The sequence below is a fragment of the Streptomyces sp. NBC_00459 genome, assembly GCF_036013955.1.
Lineage (GTDB): Bacteria > Actinomycetota > Actinomycetes > Streptomycetales > Streptomycetaceae > Streptomyces.
Genome location: NZ_CP107903.1, coordinates 2384143 through 2401898 on the forward strand (window position 1 = coordinate 2384143; position 17756 = coordinate 2401898).

Annotated in this window: 16 protein-coding genes; 5 read left to right on the top strand and 11 right to left on the bottom strand. The window is 69.4% G+C overall.

Annotated features, from left to right (window positions below; translation table 11 throughout):
* Positions 1-27 precede the first annotated feature (27 nt).
* The 3 genes from OHN74_RS10435 (at position 28) to OHN74_RS10445 (ending at position 3489) form a co-directional block, all read left to right on the top strand.
* Positions 28-723 (top strand): hypothetical protein, encoded by a 696-nt coding sequence (locus OHN74_RS10435; protein WP_327694255.1) that lies wholly within the window; start codon positions 28-30, stop codon positions 721-723.
* Between the two features lie 107 nt (positions 724-830).
* Positions 831-1679, top strand: a complete 849-nt coding sequence (locus OHN74_RS10440) for a thioredoxin domain-containing protein (protein ID WP_327694256.1) — start codon at positions 831-833, stop codon at positions 1677-1679.
* 136 nt (positions 1680-1815) lie between these two features.
* Entirely contained in the window at positions 1816-3489 is a 1674-nt protein-coding gene (locus OHN74_RS10445; protein WP_327694257.1) for an alkaline phosphatase D family protein, read from the top strand.
* A 41-nt stretch (positions 3490-3530) separates the two neighbouring features.
* Here the strand turns inward: OHN74_RS10445 and OHN74_RS10450 are convergent, their stop codons facing one another.
* Positions 3531-4100, bottom strand: a complete 570-nt coding sequence (locus OHN74_RS10450) for a dienelactone hydrolase family protein (protein ID WP_327694258.1) — start codon at positions 4098-4100, stop codon at positions 3531-3533.
* Between the two features lie 137 nt (positions 4101-4237).
* On the opposite strand from OHN74_RS10450, the gene OHN74_RS10455 reads away from it, so the two are divergent.
* Positions 4238-5353 carry a mechanosensitive ion channel family protein gene (locus tag OHN74_RS10455; protein ID WP_327694259.1) on the top strand — a complete coding sequence of 372 codons (1116 nt, stop codon included), beginning with the start codon at positions 4238-4240 and terminating at the stop codon, positions 5351-5353.
* 97 nt (positions 5354-5450) lie between these two features.
* Here OHN74_RS10455 and OHN74_RS10460 read toward each other — a convergent pair whose 3' ends face one another.
* The 4 genes from OHN74_RS10460 to OHN74_RS10475 form a co-directional block, all read right to left on the bottom strand.
* A complete protein-coding gene (locus tag OHN74_RS10460; RefSeq protein WP_327694260.1) occupies positions 5451-5921 on the bottom strand; it encodes a GNAT family N-acetyltransferase in 471 nt (156 codons plus the stop codon).
* Entirely contained in the window at positions 5918-6862 is a 945-nt protein-coding gene (locus tag OHN74_RS10465; protein WP_327694261.1) for an RluA family pseudouridine synthase, read from the bottom strand. The genes OHN74_RS10460 and OHN74_RS10465 overlap by 4 nt, the downstream gene beginning before the upstream one ends.
* 66 nt (positions 6863-6928) lie before the next feature.
* On the bottom strand, positions 6929-7501 hold the full coding sequence (gene lspA, locus OHN74_RS10470; protein ID WP_327694263.1) for a signal peptidase II: 573 nt from the start codon (positions 7499-7501) through the stop codon (positions 6929-6931).
* 115 nt (positions 7502-7616) lie between these two features.
* Entirely contained in the window at positions 7617-8462 is an 846-nt protein-coding gene (locus tag OHN74_RS10475) for a TraR/DksA family transcriptional regulator (RefSeq protein ID WP_327694264.1), read from the bottom strand.
* Positions 8463-9041: 579 nt separating this feature from the next.
* On the opposite strand from OHN74_RS10475, the gene ileS reads away from it, so the two are divergent.
* Positions 9042-12200 (top strand): isoleucine--tRNA ligase, encoded by a 3159-nt coding sequence (ileS, locus tag OHN74_RS10480; RefSeq protein WP_327694265.1) that lies wholly within the window; start codon positions 9042-9044, stop codon positions 12198-12200.
* Positions 12201-12372: 172 nt separating this feature from the next.
* Here the strand turns inward: ileS and OHN74_RS10485 are convergent, their stop codons facing one another.
* From OHN74_RS10485 to ftsZ, 6 genes are all read right to left on the bottom strand, one after another.
* Entirely contained in the window at positions 12373-13629 is a 1257-nt protein-coding gene (locus tag OHN74_RS10485; RefSeq protein WP_327694266.1) for a DivIVA domain-containing protein, read from the bottom strand.
* A gap of 46 nt (positions 13630-13675) precedes the next feature.
* A complete protein-coding gene (locus tag OHN74_RS10490) occupies positions 13676-13966 on the bottom strand; it encodes a YggT family protein (RefSeq protein WP_055531456.1) in 291 nt (96 codons plus the stop codon).
* An 85-nt stretch (positions 13967-14051) separates the two neighbouring features.
* Positions 14052-14702: a cell division protein SepF gene (locus tag OHN74_RS10495; protein WP_327694267.1), complete on the bottom strand. Its 651-nt coding sequence runs from the start codon at positions 14700-14702 to the stop codon at positions 14052-14054.
* 129 nt (positions 14703-14831) lie between these two features.
* A complete protein-coding gene (locus tag OHN74_RS10500) occupies positions 14832-15551 on the bottom strand; it encodes a YggS family pyridoxal phosphate-dependent enzyme (protein WP_327694268.1) in 720 nt (239 codons plus the stop codon).
* Positions 15552-15557: 6 nt separating this feature from the next.
* Complete coding sequence (pgeF, locus tag OHN74_RS10505) at positions 15558-16295, bottom strand: peptidoglycan editing factor PgeF (RefSeq protein WP_327694269.1); 738 nt, start codon at positions 16293-16295, stop codon at positions 15558-15560.
* Positions 16292-17479 carry a cell division protein FtsZ gene (ftsZ, locus tag OHN74_RS10510; protein ID WP_327694270.1) on the bottom strand — a complete coding sequence of 396 codons (1188 nt, stop codon included), beginning with the start codon at positions 17477-17479 and terminating at the stop codon, positions 16292-16294. The genes pgeF and ftsZ overlap by 4 nt, the downstream gene beginning before the upstream one ends.
* Between the last annotated feature and the right edge of the window lie 277 nt (positions 17480-17756).

Genomic DNA, 17756 nt, shown 5'->3' on the forward strand with positions numbered 1-17756 from the left:
GGAGTCCGTGACACACTCTCCTCCGCTATGGACATATCCGGGACCCACCTCAGAGCCGTACGCGCGGCACTGTTCACGGCACTCGTCGTGACGCTCAGCAGCGCGTCGCACGTGCTGCTGTCCAGGGTCCCGCTGCCGATGGGGACGGTGGCCGTGATCGCCGCCGCCGTCTTCGTCGTCGCGTACGCGCTGGCCGGCCGTGAGCGCGGCTTCGCCCGGATCGCGGCCCTGCTGATCCCGCTGGAGCTGGCCGCCGACACGGTCTTCACCACCGGCCAGACGGTCTGTTACGGCCGGGCGGGCGGTCCGGTCGCCGGCCCGCTGCGCTCGGTCGGCTTCGACGTGCTGTGCGCCGGCGACGGTGTGGGCACCCCGCTGGCCCGGGTGGCGGGCTCCGACACCGACCGGGTGGCGGCTCTGCTCGCCCACGCCGACCCCTCGACCGCCTGGCTGCTGCTGGGCGCGCATGTCGGGGTGGGGCTGCTGGCCGCCGCCTGGCTGCGCCGGGGCGAGCGGGCACTGGCCCAGCTGCTGGGCGCGCTCAGTACCTCCACCTTCCGCCCGCTGCTGCTGGCCGCCGCCGCGGTGACGGTCCGGTCCGCCCCGGCGGTACGCCGTCTGCCGCGACCGGCTCAGCGCGTCGCCGCCCTCCGCACGCGCCTGCTCGTGCACTCCCTGGGACGCCGAGGACCACCGCGCCCGAACCTGCTCGCCTTCGCCTGAGCGACCACTCGCCCGAGCGGCACCGAGCGACGAGCACCGGCAAACCCTCATCTCATTTCCGCGTGCGCCGCCACGCCGCGCACGCGTTCCCCAGGGAGATCACCAGCATGAGCAAGCGGAACAGCCAGGCGTCCAAGAGCGCGGCCCGTGAACGTCTGCGTCAGGAGCGCGAGCGCCAGGCGAAGCGCGACAAGGTCAAGCGCCAGGTCATCGTGGCCGGCGCGGTCGTCGCCGTCCTCGCGATAGCCGGCGGTATCGGCTACGCGGTCGTGCAGAACAACAAGCCGGGCTACTGGGACACGGCGAAGGACGCGAAGGTCGTCGCGCCGGCCAACACCACGGGCACCAACGGCACGACGGTGATCCTCGGCAAGAGCACCGCCAAGAAGACCCTCAAGCTGTACGAGGACCCGCGCTGCCCGATCTGCGCCCAGTTCGAGGAGACGGTCGGCCCGACCCTCAAGCAGGACTTCGACGCGGGCAAGTTCAAGATCCAGTACATCGGCGGCACGTTCCTCGACGGTGACACCGACGACAACGGGAAGATCCAGATCGGCTCCCGTGGCGAGGGCTCCAAGAACGCGATGAGCGCCATGGGCGCCGCGCTGAACGTGAGCCCCGAGGCGTTCCTGGAGTACAAGACCGCGCTCTACTCGACGAAGTACCACCCCGAGGAGACGGACGACAAGTTCAAGAGCGACGACTACCTGATCAAGGTGGCGAACACGGTCAGCGCGCTCAAGAACAACACGAAGTTCCAGACCGCCGTCAAGGACGGCACGTACGACGCCTGGGCGTTGGCGATGTCCCAGACCTTCAACACCAACAAGGACGGCGTCAACGGCACCCCGAGCCTGGTGATGGACGGCAAGAAGCTCACGGCTCCGAACAGCGAGAACGCGCCGATGACGGTCGCCGACTTCACCACGGCGATCACGGCGGCGCTGAAGGCCTGAACAGCGGATTCAGGGGCGTTCGGAGCGCCCGTCGTACGGTCCGCCGCTCGTTCCCGGTGGACGATCAGCCGAAGAGCGGGCGAACTTTTGTCGTTCGCCCGCTCTACTGCCTTACTGGTCAGTAATCTCAGCGCCCGTGACGAGTCGAAGCTCTTCCTCCGAGTCCACGGGCGCCCGGGTCAACTCCCTCGCCCCACGCCGCCGTACGGTCGTCAAGGCCGCCGCGGCCACCGCCGTACTGGCCGGCCCGCTGGCCGCCGCACTGCCCGCCCGTGCCGCTGCCGAGGTCCCCGCCTTCCTGCACGGGGTGGCCTCCGGCGATCCGCTGCCCGACGGCGTCCTGCTGTGGACGCGCGTGACACCCACCGCCGAGGCGATACCCGGCTCCGGGCTCGGCCCGGACACCGAGGTGAGCTGGACCGTCGCCCTCGACAGGCAGTTCACGAACGTCGTCTCCAAGGGCTCGACCACCGCGTCGGCCGCCACCGACCACACGGTCAAGGCGGACATCCGCGGTCTCTCGCCCGCGACGGACTACTGGTTCCGCTTCTCGGCCGGCGGCGCGGACTCCCCCGCCGCCCGCACCCGCACCGCGCCCGCCGCGGACTCCGCGGTGACGGGCCTGCGCTTCGGCGTGGTCTCGTGCGCCAACTGGGAGGCCGGCTACTTCTCCTCGTACCGCCATCTCGCGGCCCGCGGCGACCTGGACGCCTGGCTGCACCTCGGCGACTACATCTACGAGTACGGCACCGGCACGTACGGCACCCGTGGCACCGTCGTACGCCCGCACTCCCCCGCGCACGAGATCCTCACGCTCGCCGACTACCGCGTACGGCACGGGCGTTACAAGACGGACACCGACCTCCAGGCCCTTCACGCCGCGGCCCCCGTCATCGCGATCTGGGACGACCACGAGTTCGCCAACGACGCGTGGTCGGGCGGCGCCGAGAACCACACGGAGGGCACGGAGGGCGCCTGGTCGTCCCGGCAGTCGGCCGCGAAGCAGGCCTACTTCGAGTGGATGCCGGTCCGCCCGGCGATCGCGGGCACCACCTACCGGCGCCTGCGCTTCGGCAAGCTCGCCGACCTCTCCCTGCTCGATCTGCGTTCCTTCCGCTCCCAGCAGGTGGCCGTGGGCAACGGCTCGGTCGACGACCCGAACCGAACGATCACCGGCCGGGCCCAACTGGACTGGCTGAAGGCGGGGTTGAAGGCCTCCGACACCACCTGGCGACTGGTCGGGAACTCGGTGATGATCTCGCCGTTCGTCATCGGTTCCCTCACCGCCGACCTCCTGAAGCCGCTCGCCGAACTGCTCGGCCTGCCCAAGGACGGCCTCGGCCTCATCACCGACCAGTGGGACGGCTACACGGACGACCGCCGTGAACTCCTCGCCCACCTCCGCTCCAACGCGATCCGCAACACGGTCTTCCTGACCGGCGACATCCACATGGCCTGGGCCAACGACGTGCCCGTGGATGCCGGCACCTACCCGCTGTCGCCCTCGGCCGCCACGGAGTTCGTCGTCACGTCGGTCACCTCCGACAACCTCGACGACATCCTCAAGGTCCCCGAGGGCACCGTCACCGCGCTCGCCGCGCCGATCATCCAGGCGGCCAACCGGCACGTCCACTGGGTCGACACCGACCGCCACGGCTACGGCGTCCTGGACATCACCGCCGACCGCGCGCAGATGGACTACTACGTGCTGTCCGACCGCACGAAGACGAACGCGACCTCGACCTGGTGGCGCTCCTACCGCACTCTCAGCGGCACCCAGAAGGTGGAACGGACGTACCGCCCGGTGTAGCCCGCGCAAGGCCGGTCACGGCGGTCCTCGAAGAACCGGCCCTACAGACTGTCGAGGAAGCCGAGCGCCACCCGCCAGGTGGCCTCGGCCGCCTCCTCGTCGTAGTCCGGGAGGTCGGGGTCGGTGTAGAGGTGACCGGCCCCGGCATACCGGTAGATCTCCACGTCGGCGCCCGCCTTGCCCATCTGGAGATACCAGGAGCCCAGCCAGTCGTCGGTCTCGAACGCGTCCGGCTCGGCCACGTGCAGCTGGACCGGCAGTTCGTCCACCGACGCGGTCTCGGCGATGTCCGACGTGCCGTGCAGCAGCAACAGCCCGCGTGCCTTGTCGTCCCCGAGCGCGAGCGTCTGCGCGGTCGCGGCACCGAACGAGAACCCCGCGTACACCAGACCCCGCCCGGAGTAGGGCGCGGCGGCCAGGATCGCCCGTCTGAGCAGCTCGTCCTTGCCCATGACGTCCTTGAAGGCCATGCCCTCCTCGACGGTCTCGAAGGTGTGCCCGTCGAACAGGTCGGGGGTCCACACCTCGTGTCCGGCCGCCCGCAGCCGGTCCGCCGCCGCGCGCACGGCGGGGCGGAGCCCATAGGTCGAGTGAAAGAGCATGACGTTCATGAGGACATCGTGCCAGCCACCACTGACACCACCCGACGGCGATCAGCCCCGAAGACATCAGGAAGACATCGGCATGTGTGCCAGCACACCCGGGGTCACATGTTCATGACCGCCCTTCTCCGGTTACGTTCTCCCGCATGGAGAACGTACTGCGCCCGCTGATCGTCCTCGGTGGCTCGGTCGTGCTCACGCTGCTGATCGGCTGGGCCACGGACCGCTTGCTGCGCAAGGCGGACGAACGCCGGACCGAGACACCACTGTGGGGACTGCTGCGCCGGGGCCGTGTGCCCTACCAGCTCGTCCTGTGCGCGGCGCTGCTCAGAGGGTCCTACCACGAGGCCGACCTGCTCAGGGAGCACCAGGTCGCCGTCGGCCGGGCCCTGACGCTGGTGCTGATCGGCTCGACGGCCTGGCTGATCGTCCGTATCGCGGCGGCGGTCGTGGACACCTCGTACACCCGTTACGCGCGCGTCCACCGCGACCCGGCCCGGGTCCGCCGGGTCCGCACCCAGGTGTCGCTGATCACTCGGGTGGTCGCGGCGGTCGTGGGCGTCGTGGCGGTGGCGGCGATGCTGCTGACGTTCCCGGCGATGCGTGCGGCCGGCGCCTCGTTGCTGGCGTCGGCGGGGATTCTGGGCATCGTCGCGGGTGTGGCGGCCCAGTCGACGCTGAGCAACATGTTCGCGGGGTTCCAGATCGCCTTCGGCGACATGGTGCGCCTCGGCGACACGGTCGTGGTGGATGGCGAGTGGGGCACGGTCGACGAGATCACGCTGACGTTCCTGAGCGTGCGCACCTGGGACGAGCGCCGCATCACGATGCCGGTGTCCTACTTCACCTCGAAGCCCTTCGAGAACTGGTCGCGGGGCGGGGCCCAGATGACCGGCATCGTCTTCTGGCACCTGGACCACAGCGCGCCCATGGACGCGATGCGGGAGAAGCTGCGCGACCTCCTGCGCGAGTGCCCGGCCTGGGACGGCCGCGCCTGCGACCTGTCCGTCACGGACGCCACACCGAGCACCATGGAGGTACGAGCCCTGGTGACGGCCAAGGACGCGGACGACGTCTGGAAGGTCCGGGTGCACGTCCGAGAGGGCATGATCCGCTGGCTGGCCGAGCAGCACCCGTACGCCCTCCCCCGGGTCAACACGGCGGACGCGTCCCTGCCCCCGGGCGTCGAGGCGACCCGCCGCTTCCAGGACGGAGCCCCTCGCAGGGCCCACGAAACTCCAAGGACAGCCGGCCGGCCCTGAACCCACGGCGGATCAGCCGCCGACGAAGGAGCACCCCCAGGCGAGGTCAACCTCTCAACGGACCCGCCACGGGCGGTGCGCGGGTGCAAGAGAAAACTCAAAGAGAGCGGCGCATCCCAAGATGCGCGATGCCCGCCTCGTAGAACTCGTCCCCGTACCCCGCATATCCGAGCCGCTCGTAGAACCCCAGCGCGGAGGTCTGCGCATGAAGATCCACCGCGGCGAGCCCCAGCCCCCGAGCCGCCGCCTCGATACCCCGCACGAGCGCGACCCCGACCCCCAGGCCCCGCGCTTCCTTCCGCACGGCGAGCCGCCCGAGCGACCCCACGGACAGATCGCCCCCGGTCCTGCCGACGGCCGCCTCCCCGTACAGCAACCGCCCCGTTCCGAGCGCCACCCCGTCGTCCCTGACGGCCAGCACATGCAGCGCGCCCGCGTCGAACTCGTCGTATTCCAGGTCCTCCGGCACCCGCTGCTCCGCGACGAAGACCTCCTTGCGCACCGCGAAACAGGCCTCGCGGTCGGCGGCGTCCTCGGCGACGCGGACCGCGTACGACGGCGGGGTCATGCGTACGTCTCCTCGCGCACCCGCTCCAGGGCGGTCGCCAGGTCCTCCGGGTAGTCGCTCTCGAACTCGACCCACGTCCCGTCCCCCGGGTGCTCGAAGCCGAGGCGTACGGCGTGCAGCCACTGGCGGGTCAGGCCGAGCCGCTTGGAGAGCGTCGGGTCCGCCCCGTACGTCAGGTCGCCGACGCAGGGGTGCCGGTGGGCGGCCATGTGGACGCGGATCTGGTGGGTGCGGCCGGTCTCCAGCTTCACGTCGAGCAGGGAGGCCGAGCGGAACGCCTCGATGAGGTCGTAGTGCGTGACGGACGGCTTGCCCTCGGCCGTGACCGCCCACTTGTAGTCGTGGGTGGGGTGCCTGCCGATGGGCGCGTCGATCGTGCCGCTCATCGGGTCCGGGTGGCCCTGGACCAGCGCGTGATAGCGCTTGTCGACCGTGCGCTCCTTGAACTGGCGCTTGAGCGACGTGTACGCGCGCTCCGACTTGGCGACCGCCATCAGGCCGGACGTGCCGACGTCGAGCCGGTGCACGATGCCCTGGCGCTCGGCGGCACCGGAGGTGGAGATGCGGTATCCGGCGGCTGCGAGCCCGCCGATGACGGTCGTCCCGGTCCAGCCGGGCGAGGGGTGCGCGGCCACGCCGACGGGCTTGACGATCACGACGATGTCGTCGTCGTCGTGCACGATCACCATGCCCTCGACCGGCTCGGCCACCACCTGCACGGGCGCGGGCGCCTGCGGCATCTCGACCTCCAGCCAGGCCCCGCCGTGCACCCGCTCCGACTTGCCGACCACCGAGCCGTCGACCGTGACCTTCCCCGCCGCGGCCAGCTCGGCGGCCTTCGTACGGGAGAAGCCGAACATCCGGGAGATGGCGGCGTCGACACGCTCACCCTCCAGGCCGTCCGGCACGGGCAGGTTGCGGATCTCGGGAATCGTACTCACCCGTCGAGTATGCAGGACGGGCCCGACGCCCCCGACCGTGCCTGTGGACAAACCCCGCCCGGGCCGTCAGTCCTTGTGGACGGTCCCGTCCGGATCGAGCCCCTTGAAGGACAGCAGAACGATCAGGATGCCACCGCAGACGATCGCCGAGTCGGCCAGGTTGAAGACCGCGAAGTGCTTGGGCGCGATGAAGTCGACGACCGCGCCCTCGAAGACGCCGGGCGAACGGAAGATCCGGTCGGTCAGATTGCCCAGCGCGCCGCCGAGCAGCAGACCGAGCGCGATCGCCCAAGGCAGGCTGTAGAGCTTGCGGGCCAGGCGGGCGATCACGACGATCACGGCCGCCGCGATGACCGTGAAGATCACCGTGAAGGCCTCACCCATGCCGAAGGCGGCGCCCGCGTTGCGGATCGCCTCGAACTTCAGCCAGTCCCCGATGATCTCGATCGGCGCATGATGCTCCAGCTTCGCGACCACGATCATCTTGCTGGCGAGGTCCAGCGCGTACGCCAGCGCGGCGACCGTGAACAGGACGAGGATCCGGCGCCTGCCACGGGGCCGCTCGTCCGGCGTTTCCGACTCGGCTCCCGCCGCGTCCGGGATGTCCGGCGTACCGATGATGCGCTCCGCCTCTGCCACGTGAGTCCCTCAACCTAGGTTCCTGACTGAGGACGAGAGTACGACACGCCTCCTGGCACACAGGAGCGCAGGAGGCACACGGCGGGGATCGGCACGACAGGGCTCCGTGGTGCGGTCAGTAGCGCCGCTCCTGCTTCTGCTTGCACTCGACGCACAGCGTCGCGCGCGGGAAGGCCTGCATACGCGCCTTGCCGATCGCGTTGCCGCAGTTCTCGCACAGGCCGTACGTGCCCGTGTCCAGCCGCTCCAGGGCCCGCTCGTCCTGGACGAGCATCTCGCGCGCGTTGGCCGCCAGCGCCATCTCGGCCTCGCGCGTGGTGTTCTTGGTGCCGGTGTCCGCCTGGTCGTCGCCCGCACCGTCCCCGGAGTCCCGCATCAGACCCACGAGGGACTGCTCGGACGCCGTGATCTCGGCGCGCAGCCGCTGGACCTCGGACTGCAGCTCGGCGCGTGCCTCAGCCACCTCCTCCGGGGTCCATGGATCCTCACCGGGGCGTACGGCGAGTTCGCCCGGCTCCAGCGCCGTGACGATCCGCGCCTTGGGTAGTACCGCGCTGGGCTTCTTCGCCGTCGTGGTCGTGCCCGCAGTCTTCTTCGCAACCACCGTCGTGGCTCCCGTCGTCTTCGCGGCCTCGGCCGCGCCCGCCTTGTTGGCAGTGCTCTTCCTGGCCGTGCTCTTCGTGGAGGTGCGCTTACCGGTGCCGCCCTGAGCTGCGGTGCTTTTGGGAGCGGCAGCCCTCTTCGCGACGGCTGTCTTCGCGACGGCCTTCTTGGCCACCGTCTTCCTGGCCACAGCGGTACTTCCCACCGCTTTCGTGGCCACCGTCTTCTTTGTGGCGCCCTTCTTGAGAGCACTCTTCTTGGCGTCCGTGCCCTTGCCACTGCCGGAGGCCCTCGCGGCCGTGGATCCAGTGGATCTGCCGGTCGCCGACTGCTGCTCGGCGGTCTTTTTCGCCACCATGGCCGCGGCCCCTTCACATATTGTGATCTTGCTCGCGAATCGTGCTGGGACGATAAATCGACTTGAGTCCCGCGGCAACGGGGAACGCCACCCGATTCGCCCACCCCGCCGGTCGCTCGGAGCAAGCCTGCAAGCGTTTTGCCCAGCTCCCCGCCTGGTAATCCGCCGAGCCGCGCGTCCCGGAATGCGGACACCCGGCCCTGGCCATTCGGGTGGCCCGGAAACCCGGTCGGCCGCTGTCCGTGGGGCGCCGTACACTGGCGGAGCGAGAAGCGTGGATGGGGACGAGTAGCGGCGTACGCAGCCCAGAGCGACCCGGGGACGGTGGAAGCCCGGGGGCGAGCGCGACGCGAAGATCACCCCGGAGCCGCCGGAAGAAAGCCGCAGCGAGGCGAGCAGCACAGCCAAGGCCTGTAGACCCGGCATCGCGACCCCAATGAGGGGGCTCATCGGTGCGCACGATGCACCGGGGAGCCAAGGAGGGTGGTACCGCGGGAGTACGCCGTACACGGCGTCCGGAGAATTCCGGCTCTCGTCCCTCCGACGGAAGGCAGAAAGTCCGCCGGAGGAAGCTCGCTGATGACAACGCCGACGTACCGCCAGGTACCCGCCCAGGTCGACCTGCCCGCCCTTGAGCACGCCGTGCTCGACTTCTGGCGCGAGCAGAAGGTCTTCGCCAAGAGCCTTGAGCAGTCCGAGGGGCGCCCCGAATGGGTGTTCTACGAGGGCCCGCCCACCGCCAACGGCATGCCGGGGGCCCACCACATCGAGGCCCGCGTCTTCAAGGACGTGTTCCCGCGCTTCCGCACCATGCGGGGCTACCACGTGGCCCGCAAGGCCGGCTGGGACTGCCACGGCCTCCCGGTGGAGCTGGCGGTCGAGAAGGAGCTCGGCTTCTCCGGCAAGCAGGACATCGAGGCGTACGGCATCGCCGAGTTCAACGCCAAGTGCCGTGAGTCCGTGACCCGGCACACGGACGCCTTCGAGGCGCTCACGACCCGCATGGGGTACTGGACCGACCTCCACGACCCTTACCGCACGATGGACCCCGAGTACATCGAGTCGGTCTGGTGGTCGCTGAAGACGATCTTCGACAAGGGCCTGCTGACCCAGGACCACCGCGTCGCCCCCTGGTGCCCGCGCTGCGGCACGGGGCTGTCGGACCACGAGCTGGCCCAGGGCTACGAGACGGTCGTCGACCCCTCCGTGTACGTCCGTTTCCCGCTCACCTCCGGTCCGCTGGCCGGCCAGGCCGCGCTCGTCGTCTGGACGACGACGCCCTGGACGCTGGTCTCCAACACCGCCGTCGCCGCCCACCCCGACGTCACCTACGTGGTGGCGACGAACGGTTCGCCCGACGGCGAGAAGCTCGTCGTCGCCGAGCCGCTCCTCACCAAGGCGCTCGGCGAGGAGTGGCAGCCCACCGGCCAGACCTTCACCGGCGCCGAGATGGAGCGCTGGTCCTATCAACGTCCGTTCGAGCTGGTCGAGTTCCCGGCGGACGTGCCCACCCACTACGTGGTGAACGCGGACTACGTGACGACCGAGGACGGTACGGGTCTGGTCCACCAGTCCCCCGCCTTCGGTGAGGAAGACCTCAAGGTGTGCCGCGCGTACGGCCTGCCGGTCGTGAACCCCGTCCGCCCGGACGGCACCTTCGAGGAGGACGTCCCCCTCGTGGGCGGCGTCTTCTTCAAGAAGGCGGACGAAAAGCTCACGGAGGACCTCCAGCAGCGCGGCCTGCTCTTCAAGCACATCCCGTACGAGCACAGCTACCCGCACTGCTGGCGCTGCCACACCGCGCTCCTCTACTACGCGCAGCCGTCCTGGTACATCCGCACCACGGCCGTCAAGGACCGGCTCCTCCAGGAGAACGAGAAGACCAACTGGTTCCCGGACACCGTCAAGAACGGCCGGTACGGCGACTGGCTGAACAACAACATCGACTGGGCGCTCTCCCGCAACCGCTACTGGGGCACCCCGCTCCCGATCTGGCGCTGCGAGGAGGACCACCTCACGGTCGTCGGCTCCCGCGCGGAGCTGACCCAGCTCACGGGCACCGACCAGTCGGACCTGGACCCGCACCGCCCGTTCATCGACGCGGTCACCTTCGTCTGTCCCCAGGGCGACTGCGGACAGACGGCCACGCGCGTGCCGGAGGTCATCGACGCCTGGTACGACTCGGGTTCGATGCCGTTCGCGCAGTGGGGGTACCCGTACAAGAACAAGGAACTGTTCGAGTCCCGCTACCCGGCGCAGTTCATCAGCGAGGCCATCGACCAGACACGCGGCTGGTTCTACACGCTGATGGCGGTCGGCACGCTCGTCTTCGACAAGTCGTCCTACGAGAACGTGGTCTGCCTCGGCCACATCCTCGCCGAGGACGGCCGCAAGATGTCCAAGCACCTGGGCAACACCCTCGACCCGATCCCGCTGATGGACCGGCACGGCGCGGACGCTGTGCGCTGGTTCATGGCGGCCGGCGGTTCCCCGTGGGCGGCCCGCCGTGTCGGCCACGGCACCATCCAGGAGGTCGTCCGCAAGACGCTCCTCACGTACTGGAACACGGTCGCCTTCCAGGCCCTGTACGCGCGCACGTCGAACTGGGCCCCCTCCGCGGCGGACCCGGCCCCGGCCGACCGCCCGGTCCTGGACCGCTGGCTGCTGTCCGAACTGCACGCGCTCACCGACCAGGTGACGCAGGCTCTGGAGTCGTACGACACCCAGCGCGCCGGCAAGCTCCTGTCGGCGTTCGTCGACGACCTGTCCAACTGGTACGTACGCCGGTCCCGGCGCCGCTTCTGGCAGGGCGACAAGGCCGCGCTGCGCACCCTGCACGAGGTCGTCGAGACGGTCACCAAGCTGATGGCCCCGCTGACCCCGTTCATCACCGAGCGGGTCTGGCAGGACCTGGTGGTACCGGTGACCCCGGGCGCCCCCGAATCCGTCCATCTGACCTCCTGGCCCGAGGCGGACCTGTCCGCGATCGACCCGGAGCTGTCGAAGCAGATGGTGCTCGTACGGCGGCTGGTCGAGCTCGGCCGTGCCACGCGCGCGGAGTCGGGCGTGAAGACGCGCCAGCCGCTGTCCCGCGCGCTCGTTGCGGCGGCCGGTTTCGACACCCTGGACCGCGAACTGCACGCGCAGATCACGGAGGAGCTGAACGTCAGCTCCCTCGCGTCCCTCTCCGAAGTCGGCGGCTCGCTGGTCGACACCACGGCCAAGGCCAACTTCCGTGCCCTGGGCAAGCGGTTCGGCAAGCGCGTCCAGGACGTCGCGAAGGCCGTCGCGAACGCCGACGCGGCCTCGCTGTCCCTCGCCCTGCGCGCGGGCACGGCGTCGGTCGAGGTCGACGGCGAGACGGTCACCCTGGCCCCGGACGAGGTCATCATCACGGAGACCCCGCGCGAGGGCTGGTCGGTGGCGTCCGACTCGGGCGCGACGGTCGCCCTCGACCTGGAGATCACGGAGGAGCTGCGTCAGGCGGGCCTCGCCCGGGACGCGATCCGGCTGATCCAGGAGGCCCGCAAGAACAGCGGCCTCGACGTGGCCGACCGCATCGCGCTCCGCTGGACGTCCACGGACCCGGCGGTCACCGCGGCCCTGACCGAGCACTCGGGTCTGATCGCCGACGAGGTCCTGGCAACGGACTTCGCCGGCAGTGAGGCGGACGACACCTACGGGGACCCGTTCACGGACGAGGGCCTGTCGCTGACGTTCCGCCTGCGCAAGGCATAACCGAGGCAGCGCACACAGCACATACGAAGGCCCGGTTCCACCGACCGACTCGGCGGAACCGGGCCTTCGGCGTCACGGGCACGGAAGCGGTCACGCAAAAGGGCGGGGCCCCGGAAGAAAATCCGGGGCCCCGCCCTGAACGCCGACGACGCCTAAGGCGTACTAAAGGCCGTCAGTTGTCGTCCTCGTCGATCAGAAAGCCGCGCATCGGTGAGGGAGCCTGACCCATCGGAGACGGGCCCTGCGGCCGGACCGGAGCCATGGGCTGGGTCATGGCCGGGGACATCTGCTGCTGGCCGCCGTAGGACTGGGCGCCCGGGCCGGGACCACCCATGCCCTGGTTGCCGCCGTACGACGGGGCACCGGCGCCGGCCGGAGCCATCGAGGGCGCCGGGGACGGCGGCAGGGAAGCCGTGGCAGGAGTACGCGGCGGAGCCAGCGAGTCGTCGGCCTGGGTCTCCAGCTGACGCAGCTGCGACTCCAGGTAGGACTTCAGGCGGGTGCGGTACTCGCGCTCGAAGCCGCGCAGATCCTCGACCTTGCGCTCCAGCGTGGCGCGGGCGGACTCCAGGGAGCCCATCGCGACGCGGTGCTTCTCCTGGGCGTCCCGCTCAAGAGCATCGGCCTTGGCGCGGGCGTCGCGCTCCAGGCCCTCGGCGCGGCTGCGTGCCTCGCCGACGATCTTGTTGGCCTCGGAACGGGCCTCGGCGATCGCCTGGTCGGCGGTCTGCTGGGCCAGCGAGAGAACACGTGCGGCGCTGTCGCCGCCGGGACCCTGACCGGGGCCGCCCATCATCTGCGGGGGACCGCCCATCGGGCCGCCCATCTGCTGCATCTGACCCTGCATCTGCTGACCGGGCATCTGCTGCATCTGGCCGGGCATACCGCCCTGGCCCATCTGACCCTGCATCGGACCCTGACCCATGGGGCCCTGGCCCATCTGACCCTGCATGGGGTTCTGACCCATCGGGCCCTGACCCATCGGGCCGGGACCCTGCGGACCACCCTGGCCGCCTTGGCCCGGGGGCAACTGCGGCGCACCGCTGGGCAGCTGGGGCGGGCCGCCCATGGGGCCGCCCATCTGCTGCTGCGGCGGGCCCGATATGCCGGCGGGCACCGGGCCGCCGGGACCTCGCATGCCCTGCGGCATACCCTGCTGCGGCATGCCTTGCTGGGGCATGCCCTGTTGCTGCATGCCCTGCTGCTGGTCCTGTTCCGGAGGCTTGCGCATGCCCTGTTGCTGGTTCTGGGCAGCGGCACGCGTGGCAGCGGCCAGCTTGGCGCGCAGATCCTCGTTCTCGCGGAGCAGGCGGGTCAGTTCGGCTTCAACCTCGTCGAGGAAGGCATCGACCTCGTCCTCGTCATAGCCTTCTCGGAGGCGGACGGTCGTGAACTGCTTGTTCCGCACATCCTCGGGGGTCAATGGCATCTCTTCACCTCAACGTAGTCGTCGGCATTCGGCAAGACCGTATCGTTCACACCAACACCGACCTGACGACGGTGATCAGGATGTACACGATGATCATCAGTACGAAGAAGGACAGGTCGAGCGCCACGCCCCCGAGACGCAACGGCGGGATGACCCGCCGCAGAAGCTTGAGCGGTGGATCAGTGACAGTGTAGGTGGCCTCCAGAATGACCACCATCGCCTTGCCGGGCTGCCATGAGCGGGCGAACTGGAAGACGTAGTCCATGACCAACCGGAAGATCAGCACGATGAGGAAGCACATCAGCGCGATGTAGAGAACCTGTCCAACCACGCTCATGATCCGCGCTTCCCTCTCCCCTGTTTCCCGTGCTGCTGGTACTGCTGCTGGTACCGACTTGTTACTGCTGTTCCGGTCGTGCGTCTCAGCTCTGGTTGAAGAACCCGCCCTCTGCGATGCGGGCCTTGTCCTCCGCCGTGACATCGACGTTAGCAGGCGACAACAGGAACACCTTCTGCGTCACCCGCTCGATGCTGCCGTGAAGACCAAACACCAAACCGGCCGCAAAGTCGACAAGTCGCTTCGCATCTGTGTCATCCATCTCAGTGAGATTCATGATCACAGGAGTGCCCTCACGGAAGTGTTCCCCGATGGTACGGGCCTCGTTGTAGGTCCGGGGGTGAAGCGTGGTGATCCGGTAAGGCTCTCGTTCCGACACGACCTTGGGCATGATCACCGGTGCGTTCTTCTCCATGCTTTGACGTTCTTGTGTGATGGACGCCACGGGCGCGATCCGCGCCGGACGCCCGGATTCCGCGCCCAGCGAAGCGGAATGCGGCACCGGATCACGCGGAGCCGACGGCTGTACCACTCGTACCGATTCGTCCCTTTGGGACTGATGAGGCTGGTGAGAACCGTGCGGCTGATGCGAGGGCTCACGCCGCCGCAGGTCACGCTCGGGCTCCGGGTCGAGTTCGGGCTCGAAGTCGTCATCGGGGTCGAATCCCCGGCCGTCGTACCCATCGTCCTCCACGAGGCCGAGGTAGACCGCCATCTTGCGCATCGCGCCGGCCATGCTCTGAGTCCTCCGCTCTGTGGTGGATCGACTGACGAATGCCAAGTGCCCGCGATCCACGAGGTCGTTATTACCGCCTCTCAGCGGTAATGACCATATTTTCTGCTGTGGTCCGACTTCCTGGCGACGTTACCCGAGCCTGGGACGGACTCCGAGTACCGCACTGCCGACGCGTACATGTGTCGCCCCGGCCGCCACGGCCTTTTCGAGGTCCGCACTCATCCCTGCGGACACCATGTTCGCAGCCGGATGCGTGCGGCGCATAGCAGTCGACAAATCCATCAGCCGCTCGAACGCCACAAGTTCACGTCCGGCATACGGTCCGGTCAGTGGCGCGACGGTCATCAGCCCGTCGAGCCTGAGCCCCTCGGCCCCGGCGACCAGGTCGGCCAACTCCTCGATTCCGCCCGGCCCCACGCCCCCGCGCTCCCCGCGCGCGCTCTCCTCCGCGTCCAGCGCGACCTGGATCAGACAGCCCACCTCACGCCCGGCCCGTACGGCCTCCCTGGACAGCCCGGAGACCAGCCGGTCACGGTCGACGGACTGCACGACGTCGGCGTAACCGACCACGGAACGTACCTTGTTGGTCTGCAACTGGCCCACGAAATGCCAGGTGAGCGACAGATCCGAGCACGCCTCGGCCTTGGGCGACGCGTCCTGGTCGCGGTTCTCGGCCACATGACGCACACCGAGCTCCCACAGGATCCGCACATCGCTCGCGGGGTAGGTCTTGGTGACGACGATCAGCGTCACCTCCTCGCGCTTGCGGCCCGCCGCCGAGCAGGCCGTCGCGATACGCTCTTCCACTGCTGCCAGATTTGCGGCGAGTTCGCCCTTACGGTCCGTCATGTCCTATCAGTCCAGCCAGACATAGCCTGCGAGCCGCCCGGTGGTCCGGTCGCGGCGGTACGAGAAGTGGTCGGCGGACTCCCGCGTGCACACCGGCGACTGCTGCCGGTCACGCACCCCGAGCCGCTCCAACTGGGCGTGCACTCCCGCGACCACGTCGACCGCCGGGGTGCCCCAGCCGGTCTCTGCGTACGCGGCGGGTTCGACGGCGGCGACGTCGGCGCGCATCTCCTCCGGTACCTCGTAGCACCGGCCGCAGACCGCGGGGCCGGTGCGGGCGACGATCCGGGCGGGGTCGGCGCCGAGCGATTCCATGGCGTCCACGGCGGCGGGGACGATCCCGGCGACCATGCCGGGCCGGCCCGCGTGGGCCGCGGCGACCACCCCGGCGACCGGGTCGGCCAGCAGGACCGGGACGCAGTCGGCGGTGAGGACGGCGAGGGCGAGGCCGCGGGCGGCGGTCACCAGACCGTCGACGGACGGGATGTCCCGGGTGGTCCACGGCCCGTCGACCTCGGCGACATCGTTGCCGTGCACCTGGTTCATCCAGACCACCCGGCCCGGGTCGAGACCCAGGGACTTGGCGGCCAGTTCACGATTCGTGCGGACGGCTTCCCGGTCGTCGCCGACCGCTCCGCCGAGGTTGAGCTCCTCGTACGGAACGGCGCTCACCCCGCCCCACCGGTCGGTGAAGGCGAAGTGCGCGCCGCTCGCGTCGCTCGTTCCGGAGCGTTGTCCTATCACTTCAGGAAGTCCGGCACGTCCAGTTCCTCGGCCGTGCTGTCCGAGTAGGACCGGGACGGCGGAACCGGCGGCGAGACCGGGATCTCGTTGACCGGCTCCGGGGCGGGTGCCGGGGCCTCCTTCGGCGTGACGCTGCCGAGCGACCCGAAGGACGGACGGCTCTCGGTCCGTACCGGCGTGGGTTCGTCGCGCTTGGCGCCGGCCGAGCCGAGGATGTTGTCGCGCTTGGCCGGGGGCTGGCCCCCGTCGAAGCCGGCCGCGATGACCGTGACCCGGACCTCGTCACCGAGGGCGTCGTCGATGACGGCGCCGAAGATGATGTTGGCCTCGGGGTGCGCGGCCTCGCTGACCAGTTGGGCGGCCTCGTTGATCTCGAAAAGGCCGAGGTCGGAGCCGCCGGAGATGGAGAGCAGGACGCCCCGGGCGCCGTCGATGGAGGCCTCGAGGAGGGGCGAGGAGATCGCCATCTCCGCCGCCGCCACCGCGCGGTCGTCGCCGCGGGCCGAGCCGATGCCCATGAGAGCCGAACCCGCCTCGGACATCACGGACTTGACGTCCGCGAAGTCGAGGTTGATCAGACCGGGGGTGGTGATCAGGTCGGTGATGCCCTGGACACCGGAGAGCAGGACCTGGTCCGCCGACTTGAAGGCGTCGAGGACCGAGACCTGGCGGTCCGAGATGGACAGCAGTCGGTCGTTGGGGATGACGATGAGGGTGTCGACCTCTTCGCGGAGTTCCGCGATTCCGTCCTCGGCCTGATTGGCCCGGCGCCGCCCTTCGAAGGTGAAGGGGCGGGTGACCACGCCGATGGTGAGGGCGCCGAGGTTGCGCGCGATGTTGGCCACGACGGGCGCGCCGCCGGTGCCGGTGCCGCCACCCTCGCCGGCCGTCACGAAGACCATGTCGGCCCCCTTGAGGACCTCCTCGATCTCCTCGCGGTGGTCCTCTGCCGCCTTGCGGCCGACGGCCGGGTTGGCGCCGGCGCCGAGTCCGCGGGTGAGTTCGCGGCCGACGTCGAGCTTGACGTCGGCGTCGCTCATCAACAGCGCCTGAGCATCGGTGTTGATGGCGATGAACTCGACGCCCTTCAGACCGACCTCGATCATCCGGTTGATGGCATTGACACCACCGCCGCCGACACCGATGACTTTGATGACTGCGAGGTAGTTCTGCGGTGCTGCCACGTCGAAGGCCTCTCGCCTCGAGTTACGTGTCGCCGTTCGCGCCCTGCGGCGAACGGACAACTCATGCCGAAGTGGGACGGTCCGAACGCCGACCCGAACCCTAACGTTGAAGTTTAGGGTTACCAGTGTGTCTGTTCCTTGGACTCTTCCGAACAGGACACTAAGTCGACAAGTGGCGCACGTTCAACGAACACGCCGAACCTCCCGTTTTTCTTTTCACCCTATGTGATCAGCCATAGCGATGCCCAACCAGGGTGGTGGCCTGCACGGACGGGCG

Bases quoted from the DNA above. Each gene is read 5' to 3' on its own strand.
- OHN74_RS10450 (WP_327694258.1), bottom strand. From the start codon at position 4,100: ATGAACGTCATGCTCTTTCACTCGACCTATGGGCTCCGCCCCGCCGTG.
- OHN74_RS10455 (WP_327694259.1), top strand. From the start codon at position 4,238: ATGGAGAACGTACTGCGCCCGCTGATCGTCCTCGGTGGCTCGGTCGTG.
- OHN74_RS10460 (WP_327694260.1), bottom strand. From the start codon at position 5,921: ATGACCCCGCCGTCGTACGCGGTCCGCGTCGCCGAGGACGCCGCCGAC.
- OHN74_RS10475 (WP_327694264.1), bottom strand. From the start codon at position 8,462: ATGGTGGCGAAAAAGACCGCCGAGCAGCAGTCGGCGACCGGCAGATCC.
- OHN74_RS10490 (WP_055531456.1), bottom strand. From the start codon at position 13,966: ATGAGCGTGGTTGGACAGGTTCTCTACATCGCGCTGATGTGCTTCCTC.
- OHN74_RS10485 (WP_327694266.1), bottom strand. From the start codon at position 13,629: ATGCCATTGACCCCCGAGGATGTGCGGAACAAGCAGTTCACGACCGTC.
- OHN74_RS10500 (WP_327694268.1), bottom strand. From the start codon at position 15,551: ATGACGGACCGTAAGGGCGAACTCGCCGCAAATCTGGCAGCAGTGGAA.
- OHN74_RS10435 (WP_327694255.1), top strand. From the start codon at position 28: ATGGACATATCCGGGACCCACCTCAGAGCCGTACGCGCGGCACTGTTC.
- ileS (WP_327694265.1), top strand. From the start codon at position 9,042: ATGACAACGCCGACGTACCGCCAGGTACCCGCCCAGGTCGACCTGCCC.
- OHN74_RS10495 (WP_327694267.1), bottom strand. From the start codon at position 14,702: ATGGCCGGCGCGATGCGCAAGATGGCGGTCTACCTCGGCCTCGTGGAG.
- OHN74_RS10440 (WP_327694256.1), top strand. From the start codon at position 831: ATGAGCAAGCGGAACAGCCAGGCGTCCAAGAGCGCGGCCCGTGAACGT.